Source organism: Cupriavidus sp. 05N38, from assembly GCF_056397345.1.
In genome coordinates this window covers 1-15,799 of sequence record NZ_JBFTNF010000051.1, presented here as the reverse complement: position 1 = coordinate 15,799, position 15,799 = coordinate 1, and the positions used below count along the sequence as shown (strand labels likewise).

Sequence of the window (15,799 nt, the reverse complement as noted above, 5' to 3'; positions counted from 1 at the left end):
CGGCCTACCATCCCTGGCCTAGTCCCAGCAGGCCGAGGATCTCGCGGCGCAGCCGGATCAGTTCGGGGTCGTCGCGGTGACGTGGGTAGGCACGGTCGATCTTCAGTTCCGCCGTGATGCGCGCGGGACGCTCGCTGAACACGATCACGCGCGTGGCCAGCAGCAGCGCTTCTTCCACGTCGTGCGTGACCAGCAGTGCGGTGAAGCCGGCGCGCTGCCACAGCGAGACCAGTTCGCCCTGCATGCTCAGGCGCGTGAGCGAATCGAGCTTGCCCAGCGGCTCGTCCAGGATCAGCAGGCGCGGCTCGTTGACCAGCGCGCGCGCCAGCGCCGCGCGCTGCGCCATGCCGCCGGAGAGCTGGCGCGGATAGGCCCGGGCGAAATCGCTCAGGCCCACGCGCGCCAGTGCGTCGTCCACGCGCCCGCGCTGGCTGCCCAGCAGGCCGCGCGCCTCGAGCCCGAGCGCGGCGTTGTCCCACACGGTGCGCCAGGGGTAGAGCGTGGGATCCTGGAACACCACCACGCGGCTCGGATCCGGCCCGCTGATGGGCACGCCATCCACGGCCAGCGTGCCGCGCCGAGGCGCTTCCAGCCCGGCCACCAGGCGCAGCAGCGTGGACTTGCCGCAGCCACTGGGGCCGAGCAGGGCCACGAACTCGCCGGGCTCGGCGGTGAGGCTGACGCGGTTGAGCACCGGCAGTACCTGGTCGCGCAGGCTGAAATGGTGGCTGACCTGGTCGATGGTCAGGCGCACGCCGTTGCTGGCCGCGGCCAGCGATGTGTCCGGCGAAGCGGCTGCCGGGGCTTGCACGGCTGCGGCAGCGCTTACCATTTGACGACTCCTTTCTGCCATGCCAGCAGGCGATCGCGTGAGCGGAACAGCAGGGTGATAAGGCCCGAGAACAGGATTGCCATGACCAGCAGCGCGCCGTACATGCTGGCGTAGGCGGCCCAGCCCTGCGCCCATTGCAGATACCAGCCAAGGCCGGACTTGACGCCCAGCATCTCGGCCACCACCAGCACCGAGAACGAGGCGCCGAGCCCCATGAACAGGCCCACGAACACGCTCGGCAGCGCGGCGGGAACCGCCACCTTGAGCACCAGGAAGCGCTCCTTCGCGCCCAGCGTGCGGGCTACGTCGTAGTAGGCCGGGTCCACCGCGGCCACGCCGGACCATGTCAGCACCGTGACCGGGAACCAGGTGGCCAGGGCCACCAGGAAGGTCGCCGCGCTGGCGCTGCTGGGAAAGGCGAAGAACACGATCGGCAGCCAGGCCGTGGCCGGCAGCGGCCCGAGCAGGCGCAGCACCGGGTGGACCCAGTAGCCGGCGCGGCTGGACCAGCCGATCGCCACCCCGGTGAGGAAGCCCGCCAGCGCGCCGAGCAGGTAGCCGGTGGCCAGCAGGCGCAGCGAGTGCGCCACGGCGTCGGCCAGCTTGGCGTAGTCGTCCAGGAAGACTTCGAGCAGCGCCTGTGGCGGTGCGAAGAAGGGCCGCGGCAGCAGACCCAGCTTGGCGGTGACCACTTCCCAGACAAAGGTGAGCACCGCCAGCACCAGCAGCCATGGTCCGGCACGGCGCAAGGCGGCGCCGACGCCGCCCAGCCGGTGCTGCACGAAGGCCAGCACCAGCAGCACGGCGGCCAGGCCGGCGAACAGCTGCGCGGTCTCGTGCGTCAGCGGCCAGTCTTCCGCTTCGGGCCAGAACTTCACCGTGGCGGCCACCGCCAGCCAGCCCGCCGCGGCCAGCGCGCCGCCGAGCCAGACGCGCCGGACGGCCGGCGCGGGCAGGGCGAGGAAATCGTCGTTGCCATCGAAAGCGCGATCGAAGGTATCGTGCGCGCCGCGCTGCCCGTCAGCTGAGTACGTTGGCATAGATGCGCTCCGCGAATTTGGTGGAATCGGTGCCGGGGCGGATCACCGACACCAGCTTGAGTTCGTCCGTGTACTGCGCCAGTTCCTTCTTCAGGTCAGCGCCGGTGGGATGATGGCCGTGGGTGTGGCTGCGGAGCATGGCCACCACATCGCCCTGCGGCACCTTGGCGAACTCCGCGAAGTGGCGGGCCGTTTCCTCCGGGTGGGCCACGGTCCAGTCCTGCGCCTGCAGCACGGCGTGGGTCAGCGCGGCGGCGGTGGCCTTGTCCTCGCGGATCAGGCTGCCGCGGATACCCAGCACGCAGCAGGCGCGGCTGGCGTATTCGTCGGAGAGATTGGTGGCCACCTCGACCAGGCTGCGTTCCTTGCGCAGCAGGTAGGTGCGCGGGTCGCCGTCGGCGGCGGCCTGGGCTTCGCCTTTTTCCAGGGCGATGCCGAGCAGGTCGGCCGGGTACTGGCGCCATTGCACGTCGCGCACCGGATCGATGCCGCGTTTGGCCAGCAGGATGGAGAAGAAATTCTTGGCCGGGCTGGCCATGTCGCTCACCGCCACGGTCTTGCCCTTGAGGCTCTTGAGGTCGGTCACGCCGGAGTTGCGCGTGGTCAGCAGGCGCATGCAGCCGCCGTGCGTGGCGGCGGTGAGCTTGACGTCGAAGCCCTGCTCGAGCGGCTTGAGCCAGCGCAGCGCCATGCCCACGCCGGCATCGGCCTTCCTGGTGGCGATGGCTTCGAGCAACTGGTCGGTGGAGCCGCCGAAGTTGACCAGTTCCACATCCAGCCCGTGGTTGCGGAAGATGTTCTCCTTGAGCGCCGCGGCCACCGGCGCCAGGCACACCGAGCTGGCGTTCCAGGCCAGCCTGACCGGCTTGAGCTGCCCGGCGGCGCGGGCGCGCGGCGCCCACACGAACGGCGCGGCGCCGCCTGTCACCGCCAGCGTGCCGGCGGCCTTCAGCCAGCCGCGGCGGCTCAGGGTGCCGGTGGCGCGCGGGGCGTCGGCGGGACGGTTGACGGCAGACGGCTGCCCTGGCTCTCGATGCATGGCACTCCTCGGTTGTGCTGCCCGCCATGTCGTGGCAGGGGCTGCAGGATGTGGAAGATATGCATCATGCTAAGTAGCGGTTCCCGGCAACAGAACGAATTTGTTGGCACAAGCTTGCACGGGCAGCGCTTTAGGCGGTGGGTGCATATCCTTGTACCTGTCCGGCGAGGCACTTGCCGCACCGGGTTAAGATCGCCGGTTTTGATTGCGGACAGGCCAATGCAAGCGCAGGAACTCACCGCCCCGCGGCGGGTGGATATCGTGGTGTACCCCGGCTTCAAGGCGATGGAGGCGGTCGGCCCGATGACGGTGTTCGACTACGCCAATGTGCGCCTGGCCCAGCGCGGGCAGCCGCCGGCCTATGCCACGCGCGTGGTGGCGCTGGAGGCCGGGCCGGTGCGCTCCGACACGCTGATGACGCTGGAGGCCACGGCCCGGCTCGATACCGTGTTGCTGCCCGATATCGCGTTGATCGTGGGCGCGCGCGATATCGAGCGCGCCATGGCCGAGGCGCAGGGCATCGTGCCGTGGGCGCGCGCAGTGGCGCCGCGCATCGGCCGGCTGATCGCGCTGTGCTCGGGCACCTTCTTCCTGGCTGCGGCGGGCGTGCTCGACGGGCGCCGGGCCACCACGCACTGGAGCGTGGCGACGTTGCTGCACCAGCGCTTCCCGGCGGTGGAAGTCGATGCCGACGCCATCTTCATCCGCCAGGGCAACCTGTGGACCTCGGCCGGGGTCACCGCCGGCATCGACCTCGCGCTGGCGGTGGTGGAGGAAGACCTGGGCCGCGAGCTGGCGCTGGACCTGGCGCGCGAACTGGTGGTCTATCTCAAGCGCCCGGGCGGGCAGTCGCAATACAGCCTGCACCTGGCCAGCCAGGCGACCAGCCACGCCGGCATCCGCGGCCTGCAGGACTGGATCCTGTCCGACCTGGCGCACGATTTCACGCTGGCGGAAATGGCGGCGCGCGTAGCCATGAGCGAGCGCAATTTCCGGCGCGTGTTCGCGAAAGAGGCAGGCGTCAGCCCGATGGCGTTCGTCGAGTCGGCCCGCATCGAAGGCGCGCGCCGCCTGCTGGAGCAGGGCGACCTGCCGCTCAAGGCGATTGCCGCACGGACCGGCTTTGGCTCCGACGAGGGCCTGCGCCGCGCCTTCCTGCGGCAACTGGGCATCACCCCGAGGGACTACCGCGAACGGTTCGGCAGGGCCTGACTAGGCCGGCTCGTCGGCCGGCAGCGCGAGGTAGCGGTGCAGCATCCCGGTGAGCCGGTGCTCCAGCAGCGGATCGTCCAGGTCCAGCCCGCTGGGGGCATGCAGCACGATGCTGGTCAGCGCGCTGACGACCAGCTGGATGGCGATCCGGGTCTCGGCTTCCTGCCGTGCAAAGCGCCCGGGCGGGATATGCCGGGCCAGGCGCGGCACCATCGTGTCGAGCATGCGCTGATTGGCCTCGCGAATGGGTTGCCACAGCGGGTTCTGCGCCGGCCCGTGCCGCATATAGGCCGCGAACAAGCCTCTGTGCCTGCGGAGCTGACCGGCATAGAAGCCGACGACGCGGCCGCAGATGACGGCGGCCGGCCCTGTCGTCCAGGCCGCATCGGTGGCCAGGGCGAAGTCGAGCGCGGCGCGCAGCTCGGCCAGGGTGTCTTCCAGCACCAGCGCACAGAAGGTCTCCTTGTCGGAGAAGCGCGCATAGAAAGCGCCGACCGAAGTGGAGGCGGCCCGGGTGAGATCGGCGAGGGAGAAGCCGGTCAGGCTCCCGGCCTCGTTGATCAGTGTCCTGCCCGCCGACAGCAGCGCCTTCAGGGTGGCTTCGCTGCGCTCTTGCTGCGGCTGCTTCATCCCGGCGCGCGGGGCCGCCGATGCGCCCGGGGTCGTGGTTTCGGATGTCATGGGTCAAAGGTGAATGCCAGCGGTTCGCCCCGCGGTTTTTCCTGCTCCCGGCGGCCAGGAGCGCGGCCTGGAGCGCAGCCAGTTGCGCCGCTGCGCCGCCCTGTCCACGTTTACCCGGAAGGCGGCCCGCCGCGCGGCACCGCAAGCCAGGGATTGCTGCGACGCACGCAAAAGCCCGGGCGTGCAGGGGAGCATGTCTGCGGCTTCCCGAATCATCTGCGCGACGGCCAATTGGTGCAACTGCATGAAGCGCCCGCCGCGCGCCCGCGGCCCCATGCGGTCCTTGATATAAGAAGAAACAGAATTATGATTCTGTTTATAGCCGGACCCGAGAGCAAGTACAAGACCGATCCCACCTCCGGCAAAGAATGGCGTGGAGACTGGTCGATCCCCATGAACGCCAAAGGAGACTGCATGTCATCGCTTCACCGCTACACGCTGCCCGTGGTTCAGACGGGCTGGTCGATCGGCAGCCAGGTGGCCACCGAGTTCAACTGGGAGTACGACAACGAGGGCTCGAAGCTGCTGCAGCTCTACGAGACCGGCAAGAAGCACCAGTGGAACGCTTCGGACCGGATCGACTGGTCGCAGGAACTGGATCCCGAGAACCCGCAGGAACTCGACGACCGCATGATCCCGATCTTCGGCACGCCGCTGTGGGAGAAGATGGGAAAGCACGACCGCATCGAAGTGCGCCGTCACCAGCAGGCACATTCGCTGTCGCAGTTCCTGCACGGCGAGCAGGGGGCGCTCATGGTGTCCGCGCGGATCGTCCAGATGGTGCCCGGCATGGACGCGAAGTTCTACGCGGCCACGCAGACCATGGACGAAGCGCGCCACGTCGAGGCGTACTCGCGCCTGCTGCACGAGAAGGTCGGCATCCTCTATCCCATCACGCCGGGGCTCAAGTCATTGCTCGAGAGCGTCCTGACGGACTCGCGCTGGGACTTCTGCTACCTCGGCATGCAGGTGCTGGTCGAGGGGCTGGCGCTGGCGGCGTTCCAGCGGATCCGGGACTATTCGAAGAATCCGCTGGCGGCGTCGATCAATGCGTACGTCATGCAGGATGAAGCGCGCCATGTCGCCTTCGGGCGTACCGCGTTGCGCGGCTACTATCCGCAGTTGACCCAGGCCGAGCAGAAGGAACGCGAAGACTTCGTGATCGAGGCCTGCTACCTGATGCGTGACCGTTTCGACCAGAAAGAGGTATGGAGCCGCCTCGGCCTGCCGGAAGACGAGTGCGCGAAGGCAGTGCGGGAGTCGGATACGATGCGGCAGTTCCGCCAGCGCCTGTTCAGCCGCATCGTCCCGACGGTCAAGGACATCGGCCTGTGGAGCCCGCGCGTGCAGAACGCGTTTGCCGACATGGGGGCCATCGAATTTGCCAATATCGATGTCGAGGCGCAATTTGCCCAGGACCACAAGATTGCCGAGGAGTTCGATGCGCGCCGCCATGTGATGGCCTCCATCGACAGCGCGCAATCGCCTGCGGCGAACTGACGCCGCAACGCCGGGCCCGCGTGCGGGGAGGCGGGAGGCGCCTCCCCGCAGCGCATGCCGGTCGGCGCTGTCCGCAGCGGCTTATCCGGCCTCGCTTGCCAGCGCATCTGGTGCGCCGGCCTCGCCGTATTCGGGGTAGTCGACATACGCGCGCTCGTCGCCGCCCCAGAACGCCGAGCGGTCGTAGGGGGCGAGTGGCAGGTCGCGCCGCAGGCGCTCGGGCAGATCGGGATTGGAAGCGTAGAAGCGGCCGAATGCGAACAGGTCGGCATCGCCCCTGGCGAGAATCGCATCTGCGCCAGCCTTGTCGAATCCGCCCGCGGCGATCACCGGTCCCTTGAAGATCTTGCGCAGGAACACCGCGGCCACCGGCGGGCGATCTGCATCGAGCGTCTCGACGCCCATCACGCGCGGCTCGACCACGTGCAGGTAGGCCAGCCCGAAGCGGTTCAGCTGCCCGGCGGCATAGGCGAAGGTGGCTTCGGGGTTGCTGTCGGAGATCGCGCCCCATTTGCAGCATCGGCGATCCTGCGCCAGCCGGCGATGTGCCTGTCTTCATAGATGCCCGGGCCGCCGAGGTAGCCGCGGCCCGAGCGCAATGTGTGTGACGACTCGGTGATGATCAGCCCGCCTTCCGAGGCGCGCTGGCTGTAGTACCGCGCCATCATCTCGCTCGGCGTGTCGTCCGGATCGGAACGCAGGCGGGTCATGGGGGCGTGGACGATGCGATGCTTCAGGCTGTAGGGGCCAAGCTGGAGGGGGGAAAAGAGCTTCGACATGGTGGGTTCTGGTTCTGGTTCTGGTTCTGGTTGTGGTTGTGGTTCTGGTTCAGGCGGGCGCTGGTTCGGCAATCCGTGTCCGGCGATCGCAACGGTCGGATGCCATGTGGGTGTCAGGTCGCGGCGGGACATGGCATGGCTGGCTTGCGGCTGCGCGTGCGCAGCAACGCGACGGAAAGGCCCAGCGCGGCAATCTCGCAGAGGCCCGCGACCCAGCCGAGGTCCGCCACCGAAGCCCTGGCGACGACGATGCCGCCCAGGGCCGCGCCGGCCGAGAAGCCGAGATACATGAACGAGGCATTGAGCGAGAGCACGATCGGGGTCGCCTGCAGGCCGGCGAGCGCCACCAGCCTGGCCTGCTGCGCGGGATAGAAGGCCCAGTGCGCCAGGCCCCAGGCAGCGACCGCGCCGAGCACCGGCAGCGTGGCGCTCGACGGCGACAGGAAGTCCGCGCTGAAGGACAGCGTCAGGAAGGCGAGCGCCGAGAGGCCGATGGCCGGCACGATCACGCGCGCGGCCCCCAGCTTGTCGGCCAGGCTGCCACCGGTCATCACGCCGATTCCCGCGGCCACGCCCCACAGGAACAGCACGGCGCTGATCTGCGTGCCGCCGAATCCGGCGACCTGCGCCAGGAACAAGGCGAGGTAGGTGTAGACGACATAGGCACCCGTGGCCCACAAGGCGGTGCTGATCAGCGTCAGCAGGATCACCGGCCGCTTCGCCACGGCGAGGCGTTCGCGCAGCGTGGCCGTCGCCACGCCGGCACCGATGCCGCGCGGCAGGCCGCGCGCCAGGCCGAGCGTGGCCACCACGGCGAGCGCGGCGATCGCCARGAACGTCATGCGCCAGCCGAGCCGGTGGCCGATGGTGGCGCCGAGCGGGACGCCCAGTGCGATGGCGACGGTGATGCCGCCATTGACGACCGCGATGGCACGGCCGCGGCGCTCCGGGCCGGCGATGACGCTGGCCAATGCATTGGCGCCGGGCACGAACAAGCCCGCCGCGCCTGCCAGCAGGATGCGCGCGGCCATCAGCGCCAGGTAGCCCGGTGCCGCCCAGGCCAGCAGGTTGGCCGCGGCGAAGGCCGACATGCTGAGCAGCAGCAGGGTGCGCCGGCCCAGGTTGCCGGACAGGGCCGTCAGGACCGGCGAGCTCAGGCCGTAGGCCAGCGCGAACACCGTGACGAGCTGGCCCGCGGTCTGTACGCTGACGCTGAGATCCGTCGCCAGTTCCGGCAGCAGCGCGGCAAGCATGAAGCCTTCGGTGCCGATGGCGAAGGCGCCGAAGGCCATCCAGTAGACGGACCACGGCAAGGCGGCTTGTGGTCGGGAAGTGTGCATTGATGGAGCGTTCATGATGGGGTGCGCTTGATGGGATGCGCTTGATGGGATGCTTCGGGACGAGGCGACGATGGCTCAGGGCACGTCGGTACGCCGGCCGCTTGCGGACGATTCGGCAGCCGCGTCGAGCAGCCTGTGCATGCGCACGGCGTCCTCGAAATCCGGCGCCGCGACCGAGCGGGGCCACCCCGTGGCATGCAGCAACATGTCGAGGAAGTGGCCGGCATAGATGGCGATCACGCTGGAGAAGTTCTCCGGCGGCGCCGTCCAGCGCAGCGCAAGCGGCCTCAGCGCCTGGAAGTAATTCATGCTGACGTGCATGCGCACGGAGCGCAGCTTGCCCACGTAGCCCTGCGCCAGCAGATCCCGCAGGTAGCGGTTGTGTGGCGCATGGCGGCGCTGCAGGCCAGCCACGTGGCGTACGCCCCGGTCTTGCGCCAGTTGCAGCAGTTGTTCCGAAGCCGCGGTGCTGGTCGAGAGCGGCCATTCGCAATAGACGTCCTTGCCGGCGGCGATGGCCGCGCGCACGGCGCTCTCATGCTGCGGGGCGGTGGTAAGGACGATGACCAGGTCGACCTCGGGATGCGCCACGAGTGCTTCCAGCGAATCGGCGACGTGCAGGAAGCCGTATTGCCTGGCAGCTGCCGTTGCGGCCTCGCGCCGCTGGCTGTAGATGGCCGACAAGGCATAGCGGTCGCGCAGCAGGCTCAGCACGCGCAGGTGGCCGTGCCGTGCCCAGTTGCCGATGCCGATGATGCCGACGCGGATGGGCGCGCCGCCCGTGGCGCGTGCGGCGATGGGGTGTGAAGTCATGATGCCTCTGGATCCGTGCTTGACGAGGAAGGCAGTCTAGGCGCGGGGAGGCAAAAGAAAAACGCTCGCGGACTCCGAACACTCTGGAGCGCCATGGAAGTAATCGGGGGCGGCCCCGGCAGGCGCCACTGCCCTGGCCGGGGGTGACTTTGGACACTGGTGTCCGCAGTGATTTGCCTGCTGGCCCTCTACCGCCGCGGCCGCCGGGCGCCAGATCGGGTCATGAGGCCGGCGCCCGCTGCTGCAGGCAAAGCAAGGGGCGGCGGCACCGGGAGATCGCATTCCGTGCACAACATTCCCTGCACGATATTCACTGATATTCACTGCCAGGAGTCCATCATCATGACCAGCAAGCTCTATACCCCGACCCGCATCGGTGCCGTCGAACTCACGCATCGTGTCGTCCAGGCACCGCTCACGCGCTTGCGTTCAGAGCAGCCCGGCGATGTGCCCGGTGCGCTGATGGCCACCCACTATGGCCAGCGTGCCTCCGAAGGCGGCCTGCAGATCGCCGAGGCAACCACGGTCTCCGTGGTGGGCCGTGGCTATCTCGGCGCACCCGGCATCTATTCGGACGCGCAAGTCGAAGGCTGGCGCAAGGTCACCGACGCGGTGCATGCCAGGGGCGGCCGCATCTTCCTGCAACTCTGGCATGTCGGGCGCCAGAGCCATGTCGACATGACCGGTGGCGTGCCGCCGGTAGCGCCTTCGGTGGTGCCGTTCGAACAGGTGGTATTCACTGCGCACGGCTGGGTCCCCGTATCGCCGCACCGCGCGCTGGCGCTGGAAGAAATCCCGAGCATCGTCGAAGAGTTCCGCCAGGCTGCGCGGCGCGCCATGCGGGCGGGCTTTGACGGCGTGGAAGTCCACGGCGCCAACGGCTACCTGCTTGACCAGTTCCTGCAGGACGGCACCAACAAGCGTACCGATGCCTACGGCGGGCCGGTGGAGAACCGCGCGCGCCTGCTGCTTGAAGTGGTCGAGGCGGTGGCTTCGGTTTGGGGCGGCGACCGCGTGGGCGTGCGCATCGGGCCGAGCGGGACGTGGGCCTCGATGTCCGACAGCGATCCGCAGCAGACCTTCGGCTACGTTGCGCAACAGCTCAATCGCTTCGGGCTGGCCTATCTGCATGTGATCGAGCCGCGTATCGCCGGCGGCGAGGCGCCGGAAGAGGGCAAGCCGCCGGTGGCCGCCGCCCAGATCCGCGCGCTGTTCAAGGGCCCGATCATCGCGGCGGGTGGCTTCGAGCGTCACGACGCGCAGGAGATCGTGGAGCGCGGCCACGCGGACCTGGTCGCGTTCGGCCGCCATTTTTCCGCGAACCCGGACCTGCCGGATCGCCTGCGCCAGGACCTGCCGCTGAACCCGTACGACCGGGATACTTTCTGGGGCGGCGATCAGCGTGGCTACAACGACTTCCCGACCTATCCGGAGGCCCGGGAGCATCAGGACGGGAATCGCCAGGCCGCCTGATCCGCCTACTTGCCGGGAGCGCGTGGCGGGCCTAGGCTTGCCGCGCGCGCGCACCCGGCGGGCGCGTTGGCTTCTGTTCAGGCAGCAGATGCTCGACCAGATAGTCGACGAACACCCGCACCTTGGGCGACAGGTAACGGCTGGAAGGCCACACCGCGCGCAGCCAGCCGGTGTGATCGAGGTAATCGTCCAGTACGCTGACCAGGGTGCCTTCGGCACGCTGCCGGCGCACGGAGTAGTCCGGCACGCAGACGATCCCGAGCCCCTGTTCGGCCAGTTCCACCAGCGGTTCCACCGAGCTTGCCGTGGCGGAAACCGGGAGCTCGAAGTCGGGGTCCGTTGCATCCGCCGCGAACGGCCAGCGCTCGAGCTTGCCGCTGGTCGGGAACTTGTGGTGCAGGCAGGCGTGGGACTTCAGGTCGTGCGGCCGGCGGGGGACGCCCGCACGCTTGAAGTACGCGGGCGAGCCGAACAGTTTCAACTGGTACTGGCTCAGCGTATGCGCCGACAGCCGGGTGTCGCCTACATCGCCGGTGCGTACCACTACGTCGAAGCCTTCTTCGATGACGTTGACCAGGCGGTCGCTGAAATCGAGGTCCATCTCGATCTCGGGATAGGCAGCCATGAAGCGGCCGACCACCGGCGTCAGCACCGATCCCACCAGCGGCATGCTGACGCGCAGCCGTCCACTCGGCGCGCCGCGCGACTGCGCCAGTTCCAGTTGCGCGTTTTCCAGCTCCGCGAAGATGCGCTTGCAGCTTTCCAGGAAGATCCCGCCTTCGGGCGTCAGCGAGATGCTCCGCGTGCTGCGGTGGAACAGCCGCACATGGAGCCGCTCCTCCAGGCGCGCGACCGTCTTGCCGACGGCGGATGGCGAGACCCCGAGCTGCCGCCCCACCTCGGTGAAGCTGCGCGCCTCTGCCGCGCGCACGAAGACATTGAGGGCCGCCAAGTTGTCCATGATCGTTCCAGTCCGCCCAGGTGCTATGTCGTGCACTGGATTCTATATCGGCAGGGGCGGGCGCGCGGCGAGGGGCCCGGCGCGTCCCGCCGTCCGGCGCGGTGTCTGCGGGCCGCCTTATTTCCCCATAAGTAGTTGACTAGGTTTTTCACATGTATAAAATCTAGTTCACAAACATGAAAATAGCCGGTCCCACACGTTCATGCTCCATCAGCGTGCAGCGCGGCCGGCAAGGAGACGATCGATGGCCTCATCGCCAACCCCGCTGCCCGCGCAGCCAAACTTCTTCGTCCGTACCGAGGATGTCGCCGGCTATCACCCTGCCAATCACGTCGGCACGCTGAACCGCCGCATCATCGGCCGGGAGAACGTGGGCGCCACCCAGCTGGAGGTCATCCACGGCACCATCGAGCGTGGCAAGGGCGCCTTGCCGCACGCGCATCCCGGCATCGAGCAGGTCTGCTACATGCTGGAGGGCAGGGCACGCGCCGAGGTGAACGGGCTTTCGCGCGAACTGGGCCCAGGCGACTGCTGCTTCTTCCCGGCCGATGCCATGCATGTATTTACCGTGATCAGCGACGAGCCGGTCAAGTTGCTGGTGATCTACGCCCCGCCTTACGAGGAATCGCCGCAGCGTGTGATCCGTCCGGCCTGAGCCTTGCCGCCCGCGGCGCGGGTGTGCGCTTGCGACGTTCGTAGTTCAAGCCTGGAAGGAGATGCAGACAGATGCAGATGACCTTGTCTTCCCGACGCCGGTGGCTGTTGTGCGCGGCGCTATTGACCTGCCTGCCGGGCGCGGCCTGGAGTGACGGCTACCCCAGCAGGCCCATCCGCATGGTGGTGCCGTACGCGCCGGGCGGGGCCACCGATGTCGTGGCGCGGCTGGTCTCGCAGAAGCTGGCGGAGGCGTTGAAGCAGCCGGTGGTGGTGGAAAACCGCCCGGGCGCCAACGGCATCATCGGCACCGACGCGGTGGCGCGCGCCGCGCCCGATGGCTACACGATCCTGCTCAATACGGCCGGCGCGCAGACCCTCAGCCCGGTGCTCTACAAGGCGGGCTACGAGCCGCTCAAGAGCTTTGCGCCGATCAGCCTGATCAGCAGCATCGGCTTTGTCATGGTGGTCCATCCCTCGGTGCCGGCAAAGACGGTGCAGGAATTCGTGGCGCTGGCGCGTGCCAAGAGCCGGCCGCTGAGCTTGTCGGCGGGCAGCAGCATGATCGAGCTGATCGGCGAGACCTTCAAGGCGACCGCCGGCACGCCGGACGTGGTCAGCGTGTCTTACCGCGGCACCGGGCCGCAGATGCAGGCGGTGGTGGCCGGCGAGGTGGACATGACCATCGATCCGTTCAACGCGATGGCGATGATCCGCGCCGGCAAGCTGCGGCCGCTGGCGGTGCTGTCGCCCAGGCGTTCGCCGGCGCTGCCCGATGTGCCCACCATGCAGGAAGCGGGTATCCAGGGGCTGAACTTCAATTCCTGGGCAGGCTTGCTGGCGCCCGCCGGCACGCCCAGGGAGATCGTGGCGCGGCTGAACCAGGAGATCGTGCGCATCGTCGCGCAGCCCGATATCAAGGCGCGGCTGGCAGCCATCGACTATGAGGCGGTCGGCAGCACGCCGGAGCAGTTCGCCACCATCATCGCCGACGACGCCGCACGCTGGGCCCGGCTGGTCAAGGACACCAACTACAAGGACAAGACCGCGCCTTGAGCGTGGCCGTCGATCACGCATGGCCGGCGCGACCCTTGCAGCCGGCGGCAACGGGACGCAGTGGGGATCAACCCGGATACGGCCGGAAACAACAGGAGACAAAGACATGGCAATGTTCACCACGCGGCGGCGCGCGGCTTTCTTATCGTTGGCGCTGGCGGCGGTGCCGTTTGCCGCACCGCATGCGGCAGCCGCCGACGCCTATCCCACCAAGCCGATCCGACTGGTGGTGCCGTTTGCCGCCGGCAGCGGCACCGATGCGGTGGCGCGCATCACCGCCAAGGAGCTGGGCGACGCCCTCAGGCAGAACGTGGTGGTGGATAACCGCCCGGGCGCCAATGGCGCCATCGCCGCCGAGATCGTCGCGCAGGCGGCGCCGGACGGCTACACGCTGTTCATGACCACGAACACGACGCACTCGGCCAATCCTTCCCTGATGAAGAAGTTGCCGTACGATCCGATCCGCGATTTCACGCCGGTGGCGCGCATGGGCAACCTGCCGTTCATGCTGGTGGTCAACCCCAAGCTGCCGGTCAGGACGGTGCCGGAGCTGATCGCCTATGCGCGCACGCATCCGGGCATGTCCTACGCCAGTGGCAACAGCACCGGCATCGTGTCGGGTGCGACCTTCGGGCGCCTGACGCAGCTGGACCTGCTGCACGTGCCGTACAAGAGCACGCCCCCGGCCATGACCGACGTGATCGCCGGGCAGGTGCCGATGATGTTCGTCGACGTGGCGGCTGGCATTGCCAACGTCAAGGCTGGCAAGCTGCGCGCGCTGGCGGTGACCACGGCGCAGCGCAGCCGGCTGTTGCCGGATCTGCCGCCGCTGGCCGACGCGCCGGAACTGAAGGGATTCGACATCACCTCGTGGAACGGCGTGTTCGCGCCCGCGCATGCGCCGGCCGAGGTGGTCGACAAGCTCAACCAGGCGCTTTCGCGCATCGCTTCGAGCAAGGAAGTGGCGCCACGCTTCGAGGCGCTGGGCTTCGAGGCATTCGGGCAATCGCCCAAGCAGTTCTCCGGTTTCGTGGCCGGCGAACTGGTCAAGTGGACCAAGCTGGTCAAGGACGCCGGCATCCAGCCGGAATGAGGCAGGCATGAACTTTGAAAGAACCCCCGAGCAACGCGCCATCGTCGAGGCGGTGACGCAATTGTGCGGCGACTTCGGCGCCGATTACTGGTCGGGCCTGGACGAGCAAGGCAAGTTTCCCGAAGCCTTCCACCAGGCCATGGCCAAGGCCGGCTGGCTCGGCATTGCCATGCCCGAATCCTATGGCGGTGCCGGGCTGGGCATCACCGAGGCGGCGCTGATCATGCAGGCGGTGTCGGCCTCCGGCGCCGGTTTCTCCGGTGCGTCCGCCATCCACATGAATGTGTTCGGGCTCAATCCGGTGGTGGTGTTCGGCAGCGCGCGCCAGCAGGAGGCTGCGCTGCCGCCGCTGATCGCCGGCACCGAGAAGGCGTGCTTTGCCGTGACCGAGCCGGACGCGGGGCTCGACACCACGCATCTCAAGACCCAGGCCGTGCTGTCGGCGGACGGCAAGAGCTACCGCGTGGACGGGCGCAAGATCTGGATCTCCACCGCGCAGGTGGCCGACCGCATGCTGCTGCTGGCGCGCACCACGCCGCTGGACAAGGTGGCCAAGCCGACCCAGGGGCTCAGCCTGTTCTACACGTCCCTGGACCGCAAGCACATCGAAGTGCGCGAGATCCACAAGATGGGCCGCGCGGCGGTGGACTCGAACATGCTGTTCATCGACGGGTTGCAGGTGCCGGTGGAGGACCGCATCGGCGAGGAAGGGCGCGGCTTCGAGTACATCCTGCACGGGCTCAACCCGGAGCGCATCCTGATCGCCGCGGAAGCCGTGGGCCTGGGCCGCGCGGCGCTGGAGGCGGCCACCCGCTACGCCCGCGAGCGCACCGTGTTCGGCCGGCCGATCGGCCAGAACCAGGGCATCCAGCACCCGCTGGCGCAGGCCTGGATGGCGCTGGAGGCGGCAGACATGATGGTGTGGAAGGCCGCGTGGCTGTACGACCAGGGCAAGCCCTGCGGGGCCGAGGCCAACACCGCCAAGTACCTCGCCGCCGAGGCCGCGCATCAGGCCTGCCAGACSGCGGTGMTGACGCTGGGCGGCATGGGCTATGCGCGCGAGTACCAGGTGGAGCGCTACCTGCGGGAGTCGTACATCCCCCGCATCGCGCCGGTCAGCGCCCAGCTGATCATGTGCCATATCGCCGAGCGGGTACTGGGTTTGCCGAAGTCGTACTGAAACCGAAGGCACGGAGCGAAGGCATCCGCGTGCCGGGGCGGGACGTGCGGGCCGCGATTCTTTAGCGTTTATCCTGGCAATCCCGCTCCTGGGCGTCTCATTCTTTCAGCGATGAAAATAATAAAAAACGCGCCGCTGGCGACAGC

The 15,799-nt window shown here is 68.3% G+C and carries 14 protein-coding genes and 1 pseudogene; 7 read left to right on the top strand and 8 right to left on the bottom strand.

Features of this window, described 5'->3' with window-relative positions:
- Nucleotides 1–4: 4 nt before the first annotated feature.
- Genes AC1DK4_RS29305 through AC1DK4_RS29295 form a run of 3 tightly spaced genes read right to left on the bottom strand, consistent with a single transcriptional unit; the run spans nt 5 to nt 2,911 of the window.
- Entirely contained in the window at nt 5–832 is an 828-nt protein-coding gene (locus AC1DK4_RS29305; protein ID WP_441617039.1) for an ABC transporter ATP-binding protein, read from the bottom strand.
- The gene (locus AC1DK4_RS29300) at nt 826–1,872 is read right to left on the bottom strand and encodes an ABC transporter permease (protein WP_441617037.1); all 1,047 of its coding nucleotides are present in this window, start codon (nt 1,870–1,872) and stop codon (nt 826–828) included. The genes AC1DK4_RS29305 and AC1DK4_RS29300 overlap by 7 nt, the downstream gene beginning before the upstream one ends.
- Entirely contained in the window at nt 1,853–2,911 is a 1,059-nt protein-coding gene (locus AC1DK4_RS29295; RefSeq protein ID WP_441617035.1) for an ABC transporter substrate-binding protein, read from the bottom strand. The genes AC1DK4_RS29300 and AC1DK4_RS29295 overlap by 20 nt, the downstream gene beginning before the upstream one ends.
- Nucleotides 2,912–3,112: 201 nt before the next feature.
- Between AC1DK4_RS29295 and AC1DK4_RS29290 the strand changes: the two genes are divergently transcribed.
- On the top strand, nt 3,113–4,123 hold the full coding sequence (locus AC1DK4_RS29290; RefSeq protein ID WP_441617033.1) for a GlxA family transcriptional regulator: 1,011 nt from the start codon (nt 3,113–3,115) through the stop codon (nt 4,121–4,123).
- Here the strand turns inward: AC1DK4_RS29290 and AC1DK4_RS29285 are convergent, their stop codons facing one another.
- On the bottom strand, nt 4,124–4,804 hold the full coding sequence (locus tag AC1DK4_RS29285; protein WP_441617031.1) for a TetR/AcrR family transcriptional regulator: 681 nt from the start codon (nt 4,802–4,804) through the stop codon (nt 4,124–4,126).
- 414 nt (nt 4,805–5,218) lie between these two features.
- Here AC1DK4_RS29285 and AC1DK4_RS29280 point away from each other — a divergent pair, with 414 nt between their 5' ends.
- Nucleotides 5,219–6,304, top strand: coding sequence for a ferritin-like domain-containing protein (locus AC1DK4_RS29280; protein ID WP_441617029.1), 1,086 nt, complete (start codon nt 5,219–5,221; stop codon nt 6,302–6,304).
- Nucleotides 6,305–6,385: 81 nt separating this feature from the next.
- Here AC1DK4_RS29280 and AC1DK4_RS29275 read toward each other — a convergent pair.
- The 3 genes and pseudogenes from AC1DK4_RS29275 to AC1DK4_RS29265 all read right to left on the bottom strand — a co-directional run bounded on the left by AC1DK4_RS29275 (nt 6,386) and on the right by AC1DK4_RS29265 (nt 9,236).
- Nucleotides 6,386–7,083, bottom strand: a pseudogene (locus tag AC1DK4_RS29275) (oxidoreductase).
- 113 nt (nt 7,084–7,196) lie between these two features.
- Nucleotides 7,197–8,438 carry an MFS transporter gene (locus AC1DK4_RS29270; RefSeq protein WP_441643253.1) on the bottom strand — a complete coding sequence of 414 codons (1,242 nt, stop codon included), beginning with the start codon at nt 8,436–8,438 and terminating at the stop codon, nt 7,197–7,199.
- Between the two features lie 60 nt (nt 8,439–8,498).
- Nucleotides 8,499–9,236, bottom strand: a complete 738-nt coding sequence (locus AC1DK4_RS29265) for a Gfo/Idh/MocA family protein (RefSeq protein WP_441617025.1) — start codon at nt 9,234–9,236, stop codon at nt 8,499–8,501.
- A gap of 342 nt (nt 9,237–9,578) precedes the next feature.
- On the opposite strand from AC1DK4_RS29265, the gene AC1DK4_RS29260 reads away from it, so the two are divergent.
- On the top strand, nt 9,579–10,709 hold the full coding sequence (locus AC1DK4_RS29260) for an alkene reductase (protein WP_441643252.1): 1,131 nt from the start codon (nt 9,579–9,581) through the stop codon (nt 10,707–10,709).
- Nucleotides 10,710–10,740: 31 nt separating this feature from the next.
- Here AC1DK4_RS29260 and AC1DK4_RS29255 read toward each other — a convergent pair whose 3' ends face one another.
- Nucleotides 10,741–11,670: a LysR family transcriptional regulator gene (locus tag AC1DK4_RS29255; protein WP_441617021.1), complete on the bottom strand. Its 930-nt coding sequence runs from the start codon at nt 11,668–11,670 to the stop codon at nt 10,741–10,743.
- A 244-nt stretch (nt 11,671–11,914) separates the two neighbouring features.
- Between AC1DK4_RS29255 and AC1DK4_RS29250 the strand changes: the two genes are divergently transcribed.
- The 4 genes from AC1DK4_RS29250 (at nt 11,915) to AC1DK4_RS29235 (ending at nt 15,653) form a co-directional block, all read left to right on the top strand.
- Nucleotides 11,915–12,325, top strand: coding sequence for a cupin domain-containing protein (locus tag AC1DK4_RS29250; RefSeq protein ID WP_441617019.1), 411 nt, complete (start codon nt 11,915–11,917; stop codon nt 12,323–12,325).
- 77 nt (nt 12,326–12,402) lie between these two features.
- Nucleotides 12,403–13,380: a tripartite tricarboxylate transporter substrate binding protein gene (locus AC1DK4_RS29245; protein WP_441617114.1), complete on the top strand. Its 978-nt coding sequence runs from the start codon at nt 12,403–12,405 to the stop codon at nt 13,378–13,380.
- 106 nt (nt 13,381–13,486) lie between these two features.
- Nucleotides 13,487–14,473: a tripartite tricarboxylate transporter substrate binding protein gene (locus tag AC1DK4_RS29240; RefSeq protein ID WP_441617017.1), complete on the top strand. Its 987-nt coding sequence runs from the start codon at nt 13,487–13,489 to the stop codon at nt 14,471–14,473.
- A 7-nt stretch (nt 14,474–14,480) separates the two neighbouring features.
- Complete coding sequence (locus tag AC1DK4_RS29235; RefSeq protein WP_477131936.1) at nt 14,481–15,653, top strand: acyl-CoA dehydrogenase family protein; 1,173 nt, start codon at nt 14,481–14,483, stop codon at nt 15,651–15,653.
- The last annotated feature ends 146 nt before the right edge of the window (nt 15,654–15,799 follow it).